This window comes from Streptomyces tricolor (genome assembly GCF_002155905.1).
GTDB lineage: Bacteria > Actinomycetota > Actinomycetes > Streptomycetales > Streptomycetaceae > Streptomyces > Streptomyces tricolor.
The window spans coordinates 1-17065 of the sequence record NZ_MUMF01000196.1; the positions used below are offsets into that span (position 1 = coordinate 1).

Consider the following 17065-nt stretch of genomic DNA (forward strand, 5'->3'; position numbering starts at 1 on the left):
CTGAGGCCGGAGCGGGTGAGTCGGAGGCTGTCGCGGGTGCGGCTGGGGCCGGGACGCGTGGGCCCGAGGTTGCTGCGGGTGCCGTTGAGGCCCTGGCGGGTGTGCCTGAGACTGTCGCCGGTGAGTCGCAGGACGCGGCGCGTAAGTCGGAGGCCGGGGCGGGTGCGCCCGAGGTCGCGGTGGATGAGTCGTGGGCCGGGGCGGGTGCGGCCGAGGCCGTCGCGCGTGAGTCCGCGGCCGTCGGCGGGGAGACCGAGGCCGCTGCGGCGGAGGCCGGGGCGGCCGGTGGCGCGGGGGCCGAAGAGGGTCGTGACGGTGTCTTCAAGGTCCGGCTCGCCAACTTCGAGGGTCCCTTCGACCTGCTCCTCCAGCTGATCTCCAAGCACAAGCTGGACGTCACCGAGGTCGCGCTGTCGAAGGTCACCGACGAGTTCATGGCGCACATCCGGGCCATGGGACCCGACTGGGACCTGGACCAGACCACCGAGTTCCTGGTCGTCGCGGCCACGCTGCTCGACCTCAAGGCCGCCCGGCTGCTGCCCGCGGCGGAGGTGGAGGACGAGGCCGACCTGGCACTGCTGGAGGCCCGGGACCTGCTGTTCGCGCGGCTGTTGCAGTACCGCGCCTACAAGCAGATCGCCGACATCTTCAACCAGCGCCTCGACGAGGAGGCCCGGCGGTACCCCCGTACCGTCGGCCTGGAGCCCGGGCACGCCGAGCTGCTGCCCGAGGTCGTCATCAGCATCGGCCCCGAGGGCTTCGCGAAGCTCGCGGTCAAGGCCATGCAGCCGAAGCCCAAGCCGCAGGTCTACGTCGACCACATCCACGCCCCGCTGGTCAGCGTGCAGGAGCAGGCGCAGGTCGTGGTGGCGCGCCTGAGGGAACTCGGCGAGGCCAGCTTCCGGGTGCTGGTCGAGGACACCGACGACACCCTGACGGTCGTGGCCCGGTTCCTCGCCCTGCTGGAGCTGTACCGGGAGAAGGCCGTCGCCCTGGACCAGGAGGCCGCGCTCGGGGAGCTGACCGTGCGCTGGACCGGCGGGGACACGGACGCGGCGCCGAGGGTCACGGACGAGTTCGACCGGCCGCCCGAGTCGCCCAAGGAGGAGAAGAAGGCATGAGCGAGGAGACCGCCGAGGTCCCGGCCGGGCTGCGGAGCGTCGCCGACCTCGACCTCAAGCCCGCCCTGGAGGCGATGCTCATGGTCGTGGACGAGCCCGCGACCGAGGGGCACCTGGCGAAGATCCTGGAGCGGCCCGAGCGGCAGATCGCGGACGCCCTGCGCGAGCTGGCCGACGAGTACACCGTGCAGCGCCGCGGCTTCGAGCTGCGGTTCGTCGCCGGCGGCTGGCGCTTCTACACCCGCGCCGCCTACGCGCCGGCCGTCGAGCGGCTGGTCCTGGACGGCCAGACCGCCCGGCTCACCCAGGCGGCGCTGGAGACCCTGGCGGTCGTCGCGTACCGGCAGCCGGTCAGCCGCAGCCGGGTGTCCGCCGTGCGCGGGGTGAACTGCGACGGGGTCATGCGCACCCTCCTCCAGCGCGGTCTGGTCGAGGAGGCGGGCGCGGAACCCGAAACAGGTGCGATCCTGTACAGGACGACGAACTACTTCCTGGAGCGGATGGGCCTGCGCGGCCTGGACGAGCTTCCGGAGCTCGCGCCCTTCCTCCCCGAGGCGGAGGCGATCGAGGCCGAGACCCAGGAGGGGGTCCCGTCGTTCGACCCGGACGCGCCCGACGCGCCCGGCGGTCAGGACGCAGACGACTAAGACGGAAACCTTGATGCGAAGCAGCGGCAGCGGCAAGAGCGGCGGGCGCGGTAATTACCGCGGTGCCGGCAACAACAGGGACCAGAAGCAGGGGCAGGGCCGTCCCCGCAAGCCCCGCCCCGAGGAGCGCCGCTACGACGTGGGCCCCGGAGCTTCCCAGGACGGCCCCAAGTCCGGGCGCGGCGGCTCCGCGCGCGGGGGAGCCAAGGGTGCTCCGAAGCGGCCCCAGAAGGGCGGTCGTACGACCCCGGCGCGCTCCCGCGAGTACGAGACGCGGGTCGAGGAGCGCAACCGGGAGCGGTACGCGGACAAGAAGGACATCAAGCTGCCCAAGACCTTCCCCGGCGCCGAGCAGGAGGGCGAGCGGCTGCAGAAGGTGCTCGCGCGCGCGGGCTACGGCTCCCGGCGGGCCTGCGAGGAGCTGATCGAGCAGGCCCGGGTCGAGGTGAACGGCGAGATCGTGCTGGAGCAGGGCCGCCGCGTGGACCCGGAGAAGGACGAGGTCAAGGTCGACGGTCTGACGGTCGCGACCCAGTCGTACCAGTTCTTCTCGCTGAACAAGCCCGCGGGCGTGGTGTCCACCATGGAGGACCCGGAGGGGCGGCAGTGCCTCGGTGACTACGTCACCAACCGCGAGACCCGGCTCTTCCACGTCGGCCGGCTGGACACCGAGACCGAGGGCGTCATCCTGCTCACCAACCACGGCGAGCTGGCGCACCGCCTCACGCACCCGAAGTACGGCGTGAAGAAGACCTATCTCGCGGCCATCGTCGGGCCGATCCCGCGCGACCTGGGCAAGCGCCTGAAGGACGGCATCCAGCTGGAGGACGGCTACGCGCGCGCGGACCACTTCCGGGTGGTCGAGCAGACCGGCAAGAACTACCTGGTCGAGGTGACCCTGCACGAGGGCCGCAAGCACATCGTGCGCCGCATGCTGGCGGAGGCGGGCTTCCCGGTCGAGAAGCTGGTGCGCACCTCCTTCGGCCCGATCACCCTGGGCGACCAGAAGTCGGGCTGGCTGCGCCGGCTGTCGAACACCGAGGTCGGCATGCTGATGAAGGAAGTCGACCTCTAGGCCGCGCCTTGCGTTGATCACCATCCCCCTTTATTGTCACGGTGACGATAAAGGGGGATGATGCGTATGTCCAAGCAGCCGGCGACCGGTGCACTCCTCGGCCTCGCCCTCGGGGACGCCCTCGGCTATCCGACCGAGTTCAAGACCGTCCCGTTGATCGAGACGATGTTCGGGCCCTGGCGCGAACTGGAGTTGCCGCGTCGCGCGCTGGTCTCCGACGACACGCAGATGACCCTCGCCGTCGGGTGGGCCCTGCGCACGGCCATGGAGCGCGGACACCTCGCGCCGAAGCGGCTGGAGCGGCCCCTGCGCGAGGAGTTCGTGGACTGGTACCAGTCGCCGGAGAACAACCGCGCCCCGGGTGGCACCTGCCTGCGGGCCTGCGAGCTGCTCAAGGCCGAGGGCCGCCTCTGGCAGGACGCCAGCCAGCTCGGCTCCAAGGGATGCGGCGCCAACATGCGGGTCGCCCCCGTCGGCCTCGCCCCGGGCCTGAGCGACGAACAGCGCGCAGGCGTCGCCCAGTTGCAGGCCGCGCTCACCCACGGCCACCCCACCGCGCTGGCCGCCGCCGACCTCACCGCCCACGCCGTCCACCTGCTGGCCCGGGGCACCGACCCGGCCGGACTGATCGGCCGCCTGCGCTCCTACGCCCTGGAGCACCGCACCCGCTACGACCACGCCTGGCTCGGCGACCTGTGGACCCGCTCCCAGGACCCCGGCCCCGAGCACTTCATCGCGCGCGGCTGGGACGAGTGCCTGGAGATCCTCGGCCGGCTCCAGGAGGCCGTGCGGACCGTCTCCCCGGAGACCGACCCCTGCCTGGCCACCGGCGAGGGCTGGATCGCCGAGGAGGCCCTCGCCACCGGGCTGCTGTGCTTCCTGCTCTTCCCCGACGAGCCCCTGACCGCCCTGCGCCGGGCCGCCTGCACCGCCGGCGACTCCGACTCCATCGCCTGCCTCACCGGCGCCTTCGCGGGCGCCTGGCTGGGCGCGGACGCCTGGCCCGCCGACTGGGCCGAGCGGATCGAGTACCGAGGCGACCTGTTGGCCCTGGGAACGCTCTGGGACGCTTAGGCCCATGATCGACGACCTCGACCTCGACCTGGCCCCGGTGGTCGCGGAACAGCCCGACCCGCTGCTGTTCGCCACCGTCTCCGGAGCCCACCTGTACGGCTTCCCCTCGCAGGACTCCGACGTGGACCTGCGGGGCGTCCATCTGCTGCCCGCCGCCGATCTCGTCGGACTGCGCGAGCCGGAGGAGACCCGCTCGCGGGCCTGGGTCCGGTACGGCGTCGAACTGGACCTCGTCACGCACGACCTGCGCAAGTTCGCCCGGCTGATGCTCCGCCGCAACGGCTATGTGCTGGAGCAGCTGCTCTCGCCCCTGGTGGTGCACACCTCCGACGCCCACCGGGAGCTGGCAGCCCTCGCCCCCGGGGTCCTCACCAGCCACCACGCCCACCACTACCGCGGCTTCGCGGTGACCCAGTGGCGGCTGTTCGAGAAGACCGGCGAACTCAAGCCGCTGCTCTACACCTTCCGGGTGCTGCTCACCGGCATCCACCTGATGCGCAGCGGCGAGGTCCAGGCCCACCTGCCCACGCTCCTGGACGAGGTCGGCGCCCCCGGCTACCTGCCCGAGCTGATAGCCGCCAAGCGGGAGCGGGAGCACGGCAGGGCCGACGTCGACCAGGCGCGCGTGGAGGCCGACGTCGAGCGGCTTCAGGCCGTGCTCGACGAGGCGCAGGCGGCTTCAGTCCTGCCCGACGCGGCCGGCGCCCACGACGCCCTGCACGACCTGGTCGTCCGGCTCCGCCTGGCGGGCTGAGGCCCGGCGCACCCGGTACAGGAACCCGGCCACGCGCGCGTGGTCCGGCTCCGGCGGCAGCGGGCTGCCCCGCAGGGCCTGCTCGGCCTCGGCCGCCAGCCGGACCATCCACGCCTCGACCCGCGCCCACGGCACCTCGCCGCGCTTGACCGCCAGCAGGGGCTCGCGCTGCTCGCCGACGTCGATCCGCAGCTCGCCGGTGCGCAGCAGGTCCCGGGCGCTCATCAGCAGGCGCAGCAGATGCATCGCGTGCTTCCAGCGCGGGGCGCCCGTGGTGCGGAGGTCGGCGTCGAGTTTCCTGCGCTGGCCGAGGGCGTAGCCGGTGAAGGTGTCGTAGGCGCGCCGGGAGAGGAAGGCGCCGCGCAGCGAGAGCAGCTCCCGGCCGGTGTCGTCCAGGTGTTCCACGAGCGGGGAGTGCAGGCACTCCAGGATGTTCGGGTTGCCGCGCAGCGCCAGCTCGCAGAATCGTTCCAGCTCCCAGGAGAACTGCTCCGCGCCGGGCCCCTCCACATGGGCCGGCGGCTTCTCGAACCGCCAGAACAGCGAAGTCGGGGCGAGGAACACCCCGCGCCGGTCGGTGTCGCTGGTGTCCGTCGCCAGACCGAAGGCGCGGGAGCCCATGACACAGGCGTAGATCGTGTGGTCGCGTACCAGGTCCTGCGGCTGCATCCGAGGAGCGTACGCGGCCCCCTCAGTCGAGGCGGATCGAGTTTCCGTCCACCGTGATCGTCCGCTCGTCCAGCGGCCGGGTCGCCGGGCCGCTGGCCACCGAACCGTCGGAGATCCGGAACCGGCTGCCGTGGCAGGAGCAGTCGATGGTGCCGTCCGCCACCTCGCCGACCGTGCAGCCCTGGTGGGTGCAGATCGCCGAGAAGGCCTTGTAGTCACCCTTCTTCGGCTGGGTGACCACCACCTGCTCCTCCTTGAACACCTTGCCGCCGCCCTCCGGGATGTCGCTGGTCCTCGCCAGCGCCTTCCCCGCCGGGGACGCCTCCTCGGCGGCGGGGGACACCGACGACGCCGCCGGCGTGGCGGCGCCGTCGTCCTTGCCGCCGCACCCCACACAGCCCAGGGCGAGCGCACCGGCGCCCGTGGCGAGAACGGTGCGCCGGGTAGCGGGCTGGGTCATCTCACGCCTCCGTACAGATAGGGGATATCGGTAAATACCGGAACTTCCGCATCGTCTCAGCGAGCGGGCGGCGCACGCCCGTACCGCGCGGGCTGACTACGCTGGACGGACCAAGAACGGAACACGCACGTCAGCGAGGAGCAGCGCCGTGGCGGTACGAGCGGTCCGGGGGGCCGTCCAACTGGAGCGGGACGAGGCCGGACACATGGAGGAGCGGGTCGGAGCCCTGCTCACCGCCGTCCTGGAGCGGAACGGACTGACCGCCGACGACCTGATCAGCATCTGGTTCACGGCCACCCCCGACCTGCACAGCGACTTCCCGGCCGCCGCCGCCCGCAAGCTCGGCATCGTGGACGTCCCCCTCATCTGCGCCCAGGAGCTGGACATCGAGGGCGCCATGCCCCGGGTCGTGCGGATCCTCGCGCACATCGAGTCGGACCGCCCCCGCGCCGACATCGCCCACGTCTACCTCGGCGCCGCCGCGGCCCTGCGCAAGGACATCGCCCAGTGAGGACCGCCCTCGTCATCGGAACCGGCCTGATCGGCACCTCCGCCGCCCTGGCCCTCGCCCAGCGCGGCGTCACCGTCCACCTCGCCGACCACGACCCCGAGCAGGCCCGCACGGCCGCCGCGCTGGGCGCCGGCACCGACAAGGCCCCCGACGGCCCCGTCGACCTGGCGATCGTCGCCGCACCGCCCGCCCATGTGGCCCGGGTGCTCGCCGACGCGATGCGCCGGGGCGTGGCCCGCGGCTACCTGGACGTCGCCAGCGTCAAGGGCGGCCCCCGCCGCGAGCTGGAGGCGCTCGGCCTGGACCTCACCGCGTACATCGGCACCCACCCCATGTCCGGCCGGGAGAAGTCCGGCCCGCTGGCCGCCACCGGCGACCTCTTCGAGGGCCGCCCCTGGGTGCTCACCCCGACCCGGGACACCGACACCGAGGTGCTGAACCTCGCCCTGGAGCTGGTCTCGCACTGCCGGGCCGTCCCGGTCGTCATGGACGCCGACGCCCACGACCGCGCCGTGGCCCTCGTCTCCCACATGCCCCACCTGGTGTCCAGCATGGTCGCCGCGCGCCTGGAACACGCCGAGGAGGCCGCCGTACGGCTGTGCGGGCAGGGCATCCGGGACGTGACCCGGATCGCCGCCTCCGACCCGCGCATGTGGATCGACATCCTGTCCGCGAACCCGGGCCCGGTCGCCGACCTGCTCTCCGCCGTCGCCGCCGACCTGGACGAGACCGTCCGGGCACTGCGCGCCCTGCAGTCCTCCGACGAGGCCGAGCGCAGCGAGGGCACCGCCGGGATCGAGGACGTGCTGCGCCGCGGGAACGCGGGCCAGGTGCGGGTACCCGGCAAGCACGGCAGCGCCCCGCGCGTGTACGAGACCGTCGTCGTCCTCATCGACGACCAGCCCGGGCAGCTGGCCCGGATCTTCGCGGACGCGGGCCGGGCCGGGGTCAACATCGAGGACGTCCGGATCGAGCACGCGGCCGGGCAGCAGGCCGGTCTGGTGCAGCTCATGGTCGAGCCGAAGGCGGCGGCGGCCCTGAAGGAGGCGCTGCGCGAGCGGGGCTGGGCGCTGCGCCAGTAACACCCGGTGAGGCCGCTGCCCGCGAGCCAGTAACCTTGTCCGGGGCGCCCTCGCGCCCCGGACCCCGCTCCCCACCCTTCACCAGGAAGGTGCCCTCCCGTGGAAAACGGCGCCGCCCCGACCGCCAAGCCCGTGATCGTCGCGATCGACGGTCCCTCCGGCACGGGCAAGTCGAGCACGTCGAAGGCCGTGGCCGCGCAGCTCGGCCTCAGCTACCTGGACACCGGCGCCCAGTACCGGGCGATCACCTGGTGGATGGTGACCAACGGCATCGACCTGGAGGACCCGACCGCCATCGCCGCCGTCGCCGGCAAGCCCGAGATCGTCTCCGGCACCGACCCGGCCGCGCCGACCATCACGGTCGACGGCGTCGACGTGTCCGGCCCGATCCGCACCCAGGAGGTCACCTCCAAGGTCAGCGCGGTCAGCGCGGTGCCCGAGGTGCGCACCCGGATCACCGAGCTGCAGCGCTCGCTGGCCGCCGCGGCGGAGCACGGCATCGTGGTCGAGGGCCGCGACATCGGGACGACCGTCCTCCCGGACGCCGACCTGAAGATCTTCCTCACCGCCTCCCCGGAGGCCCGTGCGGCCCGCCGCAGCGGCGAGCTGAAGGGCGCCGACGTGCACGCCACCCGCGAGGCCCTGATCAAGCGGGACGCGGCCGACTCCAGCCGCAAGACCTCGCCCCTCGCCAAGGCCGACGACGCGGTCGAGGTGGACACCACCGAGCTGACCCTCGCCCAGGTCATCGAGTGCGTCGTCACCCTGGTCGAGGAGAAGCGGGCCGGGAAGTGACCCAGCCGTCCCTCCCGTCGGAGCGGGGTGCCGAGGTCGGGCGGCGCATCGGCGTCGGCCTGATGTACGGCCTGTGGAAGCCGCGCGTGCTCGGCGCCTGGAGGCTGCCGGCGAGCGGTCCGGTGATCCTCGCGGTGAACCACTCCCACAACATCGACGGCCCGATGGTGATGGGTGTGGCGCCCCGGCCCACGCACTTCCTGATCAAGAAGGAAGCCTTCGTCGGCCCGCTGGACGCCTTCCTGACCGGCATCGGCCAGCTGAAGGTGGACCGCGCCGCCGCCGCCGACCGCACCGCGATCGCCCAGGCCCTCGGCGTGCTGGCGGCCGGGGGAGTGCTGGGCATCTTCCCGGAGGGCACCCGCGGCGAGGGCGACTTCGCCTCGCTGCGCGCCGGGCTCTCTTACTTCGCGGTGCGCAGCGGCGCGCCGATCGTGCCCGTGGCCGTCCTGGGAAGTTCCGAGCGGCCCGGGCGGTTGATAAAGGGACTGCCCCCGCTGCGCTCCCGCGTCGACGTCGTCTTCGGCGACCCGTTCGACGCCATCGAAGGGGCGCGACGCTCCGATACGGGTGGCGGTGGGCGACGGGCGGGCGGCAGCGGACGGCGTACGCGCGCGGCGCTGGACGAGGCGACCGAGCGCATCCGGAAGCAGCTCACCAGCCACTTGGAAAACGCCAGGCGCCTGACCGGGCGCTAGGCGACACTTGAGTAGTGGATCAGCCCCGGCGGGGCCGGTCCACCGATCACCACGAATGAACGACGAGGTACGGACTTCATGAACGACCACATCCAGCCCGACGGCTCGGCCGAGCACGAGTACGAGCACGGGGCTCTCGGCGACGCCGAGTACGCGGAGTTCATGGAGCTCGCCGCGGAAGAGGGCTTCGACATCGAGGACGTCGAGGGCGCCATCGAGGCGGCGGGCCACGGTCCGCTGCCCGTGCTCGCCGTCGTCGGCCGCCCCAATGTCGGCAAGTCGACCCTGGTGAACCGGATGATCGGCCGCCGGGAGGCGGTCGTGGAGGACCGGCCCGGCGTCACCCGCGACCGCGTCACCTACGAGGCCGAGTGGGCCGGCCGCCGCTTCAAGGTCGTCGACACCGGCGGCTGGGAGCAGGACGTCCTCGGCATCGACGCCTCCGTGGCCGCCCAGGCCGAGTACGCGATCGAGGCGGCCGACGCGGTCGTCTTCGTGGTCGACGCCAAGGTCGGCGCGACCGACACCGACGAGGCGGTCGTCCGGCTGCTGCGCAAGGCCGGCAAGCCGGTCGTGCTGTGCGCCAACAAGGTCGACGGCCCGAGCGGCGAGGCCGACGCGGCCTACCTGTGGAACCTGGGCCTCGGCGAGCCCCACCCGGTCTCGGCGCTGCACGGCCGCGGCACCGGCGACATGCTCGACGCCGTCCTGGAGGTCCTGCCGGACGCCCCCGAGCAGTCCTTCGGCACCGCGATCGGCGGCCCCCGCCGGGTGGCCCTGATCGGCCGCCCGAACGTCGGCAAGTCCTCGCTGCTGAACAAGGTGGCCGGCGAGGAGCGCGTCGTCGTCAACGAGCTGGCGGGCACCACCCGCGACCCGGTCGACGAGCTGATCGAACTCGGCGGCAAGACGTGGAAGTTCGTGGACACCGCCGGCATCCGCAAGCGGGTCCACCTCCAGCAGGGCGCCGACTACTACGCCTCGCTGCGCACGGCCGCCGCCGTGGAGAAGGCCGAGGTCGCCGTGGTGCTGATCGACGCCTCCGAGTCCATCTCGGTGCAGGACCAGCGGATCATCACCATGGCGGTCGAGGCCGGCCGTGCGATGGTCATCGCCTTCAACAAGTGGGACACGCTGGACGAGGAGCGCCGCTACTACCTGGAGCGGGAGATCGAGACCGAGCTGGGCCAGGTCGCCTGGGCGCCCCGGGTCAACGTCTCGGCGCGCACCGGCCGCCACATGGAGAAGCTGGTCCCCGCCATCGAGACGGCGCTCGCCGGCTGGGAGACGCGAGTCCCCACCGGCCGTCTGAACGCCTTCCTCGGCGAGCTGGTCTCGGCCCACCCGCACCCCGTCCGGGGCGGCAAGCAGCCGCGCATCCTGTTCGGCACCCAGGCCGGCACCAAGCCCCCGCGGTTCGTGCTCTTCGCCTCCGGCTTCATCGAGGCCGGCTACCGGCGCTTCATCGAGCGCCGGCTGCGCGAGGAGTTCGGCTTCGAGGGCACCCCGATCCACATCTCGGTGCGGGTGCGCGAGAAGCGCGGCGCGAAGAAGAAGTAACGGCGGTACGACGCGGAGGGCGGCCCCTGGTCATCCAGGGGCCGCCCTCCGCGTCCGGACCCGTCAGGTGCCCCGGCGCGGCCCCGGCGGCAGGGCGGCCGTGGCCGGCACGTACTGCATCCCGGAGTCCTCCTGCTGCCGTCCGAGCGTGCCGACCCGCTGCCACTGCGACTGCTGCCGGGCGCTGTAGGCCCCCGCGCTGTAGGCGCTGTACGAGCTGCTGAACGACCCCGGCCGGTGGCCGCCGTAGGTGCCCGTACCGTCCGGGAGGTCCCCGAAGGCGCTGAACCTCAGCTCCTCCTCGCCGCTGCGGTCACCCGGGAGCGTGCGGAAGGTCTTGACCCACTCCGCGTAGAGCGTGTCGTAGATCGGCGTGGCCGACGGCCCGCCGGACGGCTCGTGCGCCGCCCGGGCGGACGGCACGGACGAGAAGGACCGGCGGCGAGGAGTGTCGTATGCGTGCACGTATGTCCAAACGACCGGAACCTCAAAGGGATGCGGTTGCCGCGGCTCCCTGAGGGGCGCGGGGAGCCGCGCGAGAAACCACCACCGGCCCGCAGCCGCCGGACCGCACGCGGCCCCCGTCCGGTGGGCGGCTCTCAGGTCCCCGCGAGCGGCAGCGCCGCGGCGACCAGCTTGCCGCCCGCCGCGGCCTTGTCCAACGCGTCCCGCAGCAGGTCCTCCCGGGGCTGACGCCCGATCGACCCCACCGGCGCGGCGAACATCAGCACCTGCTGGTGCTTGTTCGCGGCGGCCCGCCAGCTGTCCGTCACCTGGAGCGGCTGGTGCGCCTGCCACCAGGCCACCGGCTGCCCCCCGTTCGTCGAGGGCTGGAGCACCGCGTGCAGCTGGCCCATGGCCAGCAGGACGGACCAGCCGTGCAGCACCGGCGGGACGGACGCCAGCTCGGTCAGCGGCATGAAGCCCTGCTCGATCAGCAGCGGAAGGAAGTCGTCGCCGGCGCCGGTGGTTCCCGGGCGGACGATCGGCGAGGTCGGTTCCACGACGAGCGCGGGATGCAACTCGCCGTCGAGCAGGACGAGTCCGCTGGTCACGCCGAGCACCGCCTGCTCGGGCACAGCCTTCTGGGGTTCGCCGCCGGCCATGCCGCCGCCGGTGGCGCCGATGGACCGGACCGCGCCCTGCAACTGCTCCTCCGTCACCTGGACGACCTGCGAGGGCAGACAGCTGGCGTGGGCGAAGGCGAGGACGGCGGTCTCGTCGCCGACGAACAGAACGGTGCTGGTGCGCTCCTGCTCGGAGTCGCCCGGGGTGCGGCAGGACGTGCAGTCGTAACTGCCCGGGGCGTTCTCTCCGGCGAGCAGCCGGTCGGCTTCTTCGTCGCCGATCTCGGCGCGTACGGCGTCGCTGACGTCGAGCATGCGCGGCACGGGTGGCTCCCTCGGGATGCGGTGCTGGGGTCGGCCGGGTGGCTCCCGGCCGATGAGCCCCGGGGTTCCGGGCTCATGAAGAAGACAACGGACGTCCTGTGGTGGGAGTCACGCCCCGAGGCCGACCGGTTCGCACCTTCCGCCGCACAGGGTCACGCTGGGTGCGGAGCGGGACACGCACCGTCAACTGAGCGCGCACTCAAGGAACTTGAACGGGTGAGGTGGGTCACAGGTTTAGCCGGGCACCGGTCAATAAATCACGAAATCGGCGCATGTAGTGGGTGGCCGAAAATCGCCGATACCCGCGGTAACGGGCAACTGGCCTGGAGAGACGGCCAGTTGGTTGATTCGGGCCGCTCGTCCTCCCTACATTCCTCCGCCGTGTGCAACGAGCACCGCTCGGGTACGTCCGCCGGCCGGCACAGGCAGAGCTGCATCGCCGACACCGGTCACGGCGGACGGGGCGGGCGCGAGGAACCGCGGGCCTTCGCGGTGAGACGCGCCCCGCCTTGGGGGAGCCCGGGTTCGTGGAGAGGGAACTACATGTCCGAGTGTGCCGATACCACCCGCAACACCGCCCGTCCCGACAGCGGCCGTCCCGACGGAGCCCGCAGGGGCCGTACGGCCGCCGCGCTCGCCGGAGCCGCCCTGCTGGCCCCGCTGGGACTGCTGGCCGCGACCGGCGACGCCGCCGCGGCGGACAACGGAGTGTGGGACCGCATCGCCCAGTGCGAGAGCGGCGGCAACTGGCACATCAACACCGGCAACGGCTACTACGGCGGACTCCAGTTCTCCGCCTCGACCTGGCGCGCGTACGGCGGCACCGCCTACGCCCCGACGGCCGACCAGGCCTCCAGGAGCGCGCAGATCGCCGTCGCCACCAAGGTCCAGCGCGCCCAGGGCTGGGGCGCCTGGCCGGTCTGCTCGGCCCGGGCCGGGGCCTCCGGCGCCGCGCCGGCCGCCGCCCAGCCCGGTTCCTCCGGTACGGCGGCCTCGGGCGGCGGCGCGACGACGAGGTCCGCCCCGGCGAAGTCCGCCCCCGCGAAGTCCGCCCCGGCGAAGGCGCCGGAACGCCCGGCGGCCGGCCCCGGCCGGAGTGCCTCCCGCGGTGACTACACCGTCCGCGAGGGCGACACCCTGAGCACCATCGCCGCCCGGCACGGGACCAGCTGGCAGCGGATCTACGCCGCCAACAAGGCCGTCATCGGCGACGACCCCGATCTGATCGTGCCCGGCCAGCGCCTCGCGCTCTGAGCCCCGGACACGACCTGGCGACAGCCGCCGCCCCGCTGGGGGCGGCGGCTGTCGCCGTCTGTCCCGGCGGACCGGCCTTCCGGGTGGTTGTGTGCTGAATCCGTGAAATTCCTATGTGGCGTCAGCTGCCGCGGCGGTCCGGCGGATTGCGCGGGGAATCGCGTCCCGGACCCGGACCGATGGCCGCCGCGGTGCATTCCGCGACGGAATTCGAAGCCGCCCCGCGGCATGCGTGAATTCTGTTCGATTACCCCGGTAAGCGGTACGGAAACCCCCGTACGTGTGACGGAGTTCGAGCAAAACGCGGGTCCGCAAGCTGTGACAGAAGTGTGACCGGGGACGGATGCTTCTCTTACCCGGCCGTGCCCGACTAGCGTGGCCGCATGGCACCGATTCCCACTCCGCCAGCGGAGCCCCAGGACAGTCCGGACGGCTACGTCGGCCTCGACGCCGACAGCGCCGAGCGGCTCGCGCGGCAGCGCGGCTGGTCGACGGTACGGTCGCTGCCGCCGGGCGCGATCATCACCATGGAGTACCGGGTCGGACGGCTGAACTTCGAGGTGCGGGACGGCCGGGTGGCCCGCGCCTGGAAGGGCTGACCGCCCCGCGGCCCGGACGCGGATACGACGAAGGCCCCGCTCCTGTTCCGGGAGCGGGGCCTTCGCCCGGCGCGGGGGTGGTGGTGCGTACCGGACCCCGCCGCCTTTCCCGCCGTCAGCCGCCGGTCAGGGGGCGGGCCGGCTGGGACGTGCCGCGCGGCAGCCGGTCGGTGTGCGGGAGCCGGTCGGCGTGCGGCGGGCGGCGGCTGCCCGCCGGGGTGACCGGGGTGCGCTCCGAACGGGCCGTGTGCGGTCCGGGGGCCAGATGCGCCAGGCCCCGGGAGGCCCGGGTCGGGGAGACCGGCTCGCGGGCCGGCGCCGGCGGCTCGGGCTCGGCCGCCGCGCCGCGCGCCGTGAGCACCACCGGCGTGACCGGGACGGCCGGCTCGGGCGCGGTCCGGCCGCGGCGCGCGCGCCAGCGGTCGCGCAGCTCGAAGAGCCACAGCTCCGCCTTGGCGATCAGCGGCTCGAACCAGGGGAGGGCGAGCAGGATCAGCAGGCCCGCGGCCCAGCCCAGCAGCACGTCGCTCAGCCAGTGCGTACCGAGGTAGACGGTGGTGAGGCCGACGCCGAGCGAGGTGACCGCGGAGAGGGCCGACAGCCAGCGGCGCGCTCTCGGAGTGGAGGCCAGGTACGCCAGGATGCCCCAGGTCACCACCGCGTTGGCGGTGTGGCCGCTGGGAAATATATCGCCGCCCAGGCCCATCTCGTTGGAGCCGATGACGGTCGCGTAGTGCGGACCGAGCCGCCCCATGCCGATCTTCGCCGCGCCGACCGTGACGTTCAGCAGCAGCAGCGAGGTGGCCAGGGTCAGCAGCGGACGGACGGTGTGCTGCCGCCAGGAGCGCCAGCCGAGCCAGGCCGCGACCATCACGGCGGTGGGGCCGCGCTGGCCCAGCACCACGTAGTAGTCGAGGAAGGCGTGGATCTCGGGCCACTGCTGGTACGGCCGGAAGAACATGACCTGCCAGTCCAGCCGGACCAGCCAGGAGGTGGTCACCACGGCCCACACGATCGCGAGGTAGAAAGCCAGGGTCGCGGAGAACAGAACGACCCGGTGCCGGCTCATCCTCGGCACATCGATGTGGGCCGGTCGTTCCGGCTCCCGGTCCAGTCTGGCGAACACCCGGTCCAGACGCCGGGTGAGGTTTCGTTCGGTACGCACCCAATCGACGTTACAGCGAGTGAGCGGTGTTCCCGGTCGAAACAGGGGCTTTGTGATGACGATGTGATGTGGGAAACCTCTCAAGGGCGCCCCTAATTCCCGGGATTCCGCAATCGGATGCAACCGATCGGGCCAATTCCTTTGATCATGCCGGGTGTTGTTTATATGGCGCTTATGAATGTGTTAACCCGGTCCTGGTGCGGAATTCTCCGGGGCGTCATCGGACGGCCGAGTCGATCATGGGGGGCCGGAGCCGTTCAGCCAGAACGCCCCGTAGACCGCCGCCGCGACCGCCAACCCGGCGACGACCAGGGCCGATCGGGTGGTACGCGCCCGGGCCAGGGCGCCGGCGAGCGGCAGCAGCACCGGGAAGGCGGGCATCAGCAGCCGCGGCTTGGAGCCGAAGTAGCTCGACGCGCACAGGGCGAGGGCGAGCACCACGCCCGTGTACACCAGGAGGGCGACCGGCTGGCGCCCGCGGACGCCGGTGACGTACAGCCAGATCAGCAGGGCCACGCCGAGGATCAGACCCAGGCCGGCGAGAGCGGACGGAAATGACGTGAACTTGTCGGCCACGAAGCGGGCGAAGGCGTAACCGCCGTCGAATCCGTTGCGCCATCCGGCCTGGACGTCCAGATAGCCGAGCGGGCCCCCGCCGGTGCGGTGGCCGACCCAGAGGACGTACCCGGCGGTGCCGAGCGGGGCGAGCAGCATGCCGAGCGCGCGGCGCCAGGCGGGGGCGTAGGGAGCGGCGGGCGCGCCGAGGGCAGGCGCGGGGGCGTCTTCGTCGGGGTGCGCGCCCGGCGCGCGCTGCGTGCCGCGCTCTCGCCCGAACGAGATCACGCCCGCGGTCCACACCGCCGCGACCACCGCCATCCCCACCGGCCGGGTCAGCCCCGCCAGCGCCGCCAGCGCGCCCGCGCTCACCCACCGCCCGGTCAGCACCGCGTACAGCGACCAGGCCGCCAGTGCCGTGAACAGCGACTCGCTGTACGCCATCGACTGCACGATCCCGACCGGCAGCACCGCCCACAGCAGCACGGCGCAGACCCCGGCCCGGGGGCCGTACACCCGGTCCGCGACCGCGAAGATCCCGGCCGCGGCGGCGAGCGAGGCCAGCAGGCTCACCAGGAACCCGGCGTCCGCGTACGACAGCGGGGTGACCGCGTGCAGCAGCCGCTCCAGCCACGGCAGCAGCGGGAAGAACGCGAGGTTGGAATGGACGTCCCCGTTCGGCAGCCGCACCTCGTAGCCGTAGCCCAGCTCGGCGACCCGCGTGTACCAGAGCGAGTCCCAGCGCGCGGTCAGCAACGTGTACGCGCTCTTGTCGCGCGCGGCGCTCCACACCGCCAGCACGACCAGCCCCAGGGCGCGGACCGCCGCGTAGCCCAGGAGGGCCGGGGCCGCCCGGCGCAGCAGAGGGGCGTGGGGCGGGGCCACGCGCGTTTCAAGATCGGTCACAGGCTCGATTATCGACCGCGCCCACCACCGGGCCGGTCGCCGGGTCGGGGTCAAGAGGAGAGGACGTGGCGTACGCCACACGCGTTCCCTCGCACGGGTGAGAGGTCCGCCACGTGCCCCCGCGGGGAACTCGCGTACGCTGACGAGTCACCCGCGTGGGTTCGCGCGGGCCGGAGACACCGCTCCTCTCCGGCCGTACGACAGGGAGTCCCCACCCCGTCGGTCCGCCCCACGCGAGGGATCATCTGGGAGGTACGTACATGTCCGGGACGACCACGGCTGCCGTACGGCCGCGCCGTCGGACGCCCGGGGCCGGTGCCAACCGCTGGGTCGTCCTCGTCGTGCTCTGCGTCAGTCTGCTGCTCGTCGCCGTCGACGCGACCGTGCTGCACGTGGCGGTCCCCGCCGTCACCGAGGACCTCAAGCCCGGCGCCGTGCAGCTGCTCTGGATCGTCGACGTCTATCCGCTGGTCTGCGCCTCGCTGCTGATCCTCTTCGGCACCCTCGGCGACCGGGTCGGCCGCAGACGCGTCCTGCTGCTCGGCTACGGCCTCTTCGGCGTCGCCTCCGCGGTGGCCGCGTTCGCCCAGAGCGCCGAGACGCTCATCCTGGCCCGCGCGCTGCTCGGCGTCGGCGGCGCGATGATCATGCCCGCGACCCTGTCGATCCTCCGCCAGGTCTTCCCCGACCGGCGCGAGCGCGCTCCAGACGCCGATCGCGAGGGCGCGCTCGCGCCGGTCGGGGAAGAC

19 protein-coding genes are annotated in these 17065 nt (G+C 72.9%); 13 read left to right on the forward strand and 6 right to left on the reverse strand.

Features of this window, described 5'->3' with window-relative positions; translation table 11 throughout:
- The first annotated feature begins 101 nt into the window (after positions 1-101).
- The 5 genes from CCN44_RS15055 to CCN44_RS15075 all read left to right on the forward strand — a co-directional run bounded on the left by CCN44_RS15055 (position 102) and on the right by CCN44_RS15075 (position 4671).
- Entirely contained in the window at positions 102-1121 is a 1020-nt protein-coding gene (locus CCN44_RS15055; RefSeq protein ID WP_237481363.1) for a segregation and condensation protein A, read from the forward strand.
- Positions 1118-1768 carry an SMC-Scp complex subunit ScpB gene (gene scpB / locus CCN44_RS15060; protein WP_086697921.1) on the forward strand — a complete coding sequence of 217 codons (651 nt, stop codon included), beginning with the start codon at positions 1118-1120 and terminating at the stop codon, positions 1766-1768. The genes CCN44_RS15055 and scpB overlap by 4 nt, the downstream gene beginning before the upstream one ends.
- 13 nt (positions 1769-1781) lie before the next feature.
- Complete coding sequence (locus tag CCN44_RS15065) at positions 1782-2843, forward strand: pseudouridine synthase (RefSeq protein ID WP_086697922.1); 1062 nt, start codon at positions 1782-1784, stop codon at positions 2841-2843.
- 66 nt (positions 2844-2909) lie between these two features.
- Positions 2910-3917 carry an ADP-ribosylglycohydrolase family protein gene (locus CCN44_RS15070; protein WP_086697923.1) on the forward strand — a complete coding sequence of 336 codons (1008 nt, stop codon included), beginning with the start codon at positions 2910-2912 and terminating at the stop codon, positions 3915-3917.
- Positions 3918-3921: 4 nt separating this feature from the next.
- Positions 3922-4671, forward strand: coding sequence for a nucleotidyltransferase domain-containing protein (locus CCN44_RS15075; protein ID WP_086697924.1), 750 nt, complete (start codon positions 3922-3924; stop codon positions 4669-4671).
- Here CCN44_RS15075 and CCN44_RS15080 read toward each other — a convergent pair.
- A complete protein-coding gene (locus CCN44_RS15080) occupies positions 4597-5340 on the reverse strand; it encodes a nucleotidyltransferase domain-containing protein (protein ID WP_059248522.1) in 744 nt (247 codons plus the stop codon). The genes CCN44_RS15075 and CCN44_RS15080 overlap by 75 nt on opposite strands.
- A gap of 22 nt (positions 5341-5362) precedes the next feature.
- Positions 5363-5800, reverse strand: coding sequence for a Rieske (2Fe-2S) protein (locus CCN44_RS15085; protein ID WP_059248521.1), 438 nt, complete (start codon positions 5798-5800; stop codon positions 5363-5365).
- 148 nt (positions 5801-5948) lie between these two features.
- On the opposite strand from CCN44_RS15085, the gene aroH reads away from it, so the two are divergent.
- From aroH to der, 5 genes are all read left to right on the forward strand, one after another.
- Entirely contained in the window at positions 5949-6311 is a 363-nt protein-coding gene (aroH, locus tag CCN44_RS15090; RefSeq protein ID WP_059248520.1) for a chorismate mutase, read from the forward strand.
- Positions 6308-7393, forward strand: coding sequence for a prephenate dehydrogenase (locus CCN44_RS15095; protein WP_086697925.1), 1086 nt, complete (start codon positions 6308-6310; stop codon positions 7391-7393). Before aroH ends, CCN44_RS15095 begins: the two co-directional genes overlap by 4 nt.
- Positions 7394-7492: 99 nt before the next feature.
- Entirely contained in the window at positions 7493-8188 is a 696-nt protein-coding gene (gene cmk / locus CCN44_RS15100; protein WP_086697926.1) for a (d)CMP kinase, read from the forward strand.
- A 62-nt stretch (positions 8189-8250) separates the two neighbouring features.
- The gene (locus tag CCN44_RS15105) at positions 8251-8886 is read left to right on the forward strand and encodes a lysophospholipid acyltransferase family protein (RefSeq protein WP_167403982.1); all 636 of its coding nucleotides are present in this window, start codon (positions 8251-8253) and stop codon (positions 8884-8886) included.
- A gap of 78 nt (positions 8887-8964) precedes the next feature.
- Positions 8965-10446 (forward strand): ribosome biogenesis GTPase Der, encoded by a 1482-nt coding sequence (der, locus tag CCN44_RS15110; RefSeq protein ID WP_059248517.1) that lies wholly within the window; start codon positions 8965-8967, stop codon positions 10444-10446.
- A 63-nt stretch (positions 10447-10509) separates the two neighbouring features.
- Here the strand turns inward: der and CCN44_RS15115 are convergent, their stop codons facing one another.
- On the reverse strand, positions 10510-10911 hold the full coding sequence (locus CCN44_RS15115; protein ID WP_059248516.1) for a hypothetical protein: 402 nt from the start codon (positions 10909-10911) through the stop codon (positions 10510-10512).
- A gap of 134 nt (positions 10912-11045) precedes the next feature.
- Positions 11046-11837 (reverse strand): hypothetical protein, encoded by a 792-nt coding sequence (locus CCN44_RS15120; protein ID WP_059248515.1) that lies wholly within the window; start codon positions 11835-11837, stop codon positions 11046-11048.
- Positions 11838-12380: 543 nt separating this feature from the next.
- On the opposite strand from CCN44_RS15120, the gene CCN44_RS15125 reads away from it, so the two are divergent.
- Positions 12381-13091, forward strand: coding sequence for a LysM peptidoglycan-binding domain-containing protein (locus CCN44_RS15125; protein ID WP_059248514.1), 711 nt, complete (start codon positions 12381-12383; stop codon positions 13089-13091).
- A gap of 383 nt (positions 13092-13474) precedes the next feature.
- Positions 13475-13690, forward strand: a complete 216-nt coding sequence (locus CCN44_RS15130; RefSeq protein WP_059248513.1) for an I78 family peptidase inhibitor — start codon at positions 13475-13477, stop codon at positions 13688-13690.
- 115 nt (positions 13691-13805) lie between these two features.
- On the opposite strand, the gene CCN44_RS15135 is transcribed toward CCN44_RS15130, so the two are convergent.
- Positions 13806-14855, reverse strand: coding sequence for a phosphatase PAP2 family protein (locus tag CCN44_RS15135; RefSeq protein WP_059248512.1), 1050 nt, complete (start codon positions 14853-14855; stop codon positions 13806-13808).
- 237 nt (positions 14856-15092) lie between these two features.
- Positions 15093-16316: a glycosyltransferase family 39 protein gene (locus CCN44_RS15140; RefSeq protein WP_059248511.1), complete on the reverse strand. Its 1224-nt coding sequence runs from the start codon at positions 16314-16316 to the stop codon at positions 15093-15095.
- Positions 16317-16576: 260 nt separating this feature from the next.
- Between CCN44_RS15140 and CCN44_RS15150 the strand changes: the two genes are divergently transcribed.
- Positions 16577-17065: MFS transporter (locus CCN44_RS15150; protein WP_143649765.1), on the forward strand; the 489-nt coding region annotated here is incomplete at its 3' end.

Coding starts and splice junctions, on each gene's coding strand:
- der (WP_059248517.1), top strand. CDS start 8,965: ATGAACGACCACATCCAGCCCGACGGCTCGGCCGAGCACGAGTACGAG.
- CCN44_RS15080 (WP_059248522.1), bottom strand. CDS start 5,340: ATGCAGCCGCAGGACCTGGTACGCGACCACACGATCTACGCCTGTGTC.
- CCN44_RS15125 (WP_059248514.1), top strand. CDS start 12,381: ATGTCCGAGTGTGCCGATACCACCCGCAACACCGCCCGTCCCGACAGC.
- scpB (WP_086697921.1), top strand. CDS start 1,118: ATGAGCGAGGAGACCGCCGAGGTCCCGGCCGGGCTGCGGAGCGTCGCC.
- CCN44_RS15075 (WP_086697924.1), top strand. CDS start 3,922: ATGATCGACGACCTCGACCTCGACCTGGCCCCGGTGGTCGCGGAACAG.
- CCN44_RS15070 (WP_086697923.1), top strand. CDS start 2,910: ATGTCCAAGCAGCCGGCGACCGGTGCACTCCTCGGCCTCGCCCTCGGG.
- CCN44_RS15085 (WP_059248521.1), bottom strand. CDS start 5,800: ATGACCCAGCCCGCTACCCGGCGCACCGTTCTCGCCACGGGCGCCGGT.
- CCN44_RS15065 (WP_086697922.1), top strand. CDS start 1,782: ATGCGAAGCAGCGGCAGCGGCAAGAGCGGCGGGCGCGGTAATTACCGC.
- CCN44_RS15130 (WP_059248513.1), top strand. CDS start 13,475: ATGGCACCGATTCCCACTCCGCCAGCGGAGCCCCAGGACAGTCCGGAC.
- CCN44_RS15105 (WP_167403982.1), top strand. CDS start 8,251: ATGTACGGCCTGTGGAAGCCGCGCGTGCTCGGCGCCTGGAGGCTGCCG.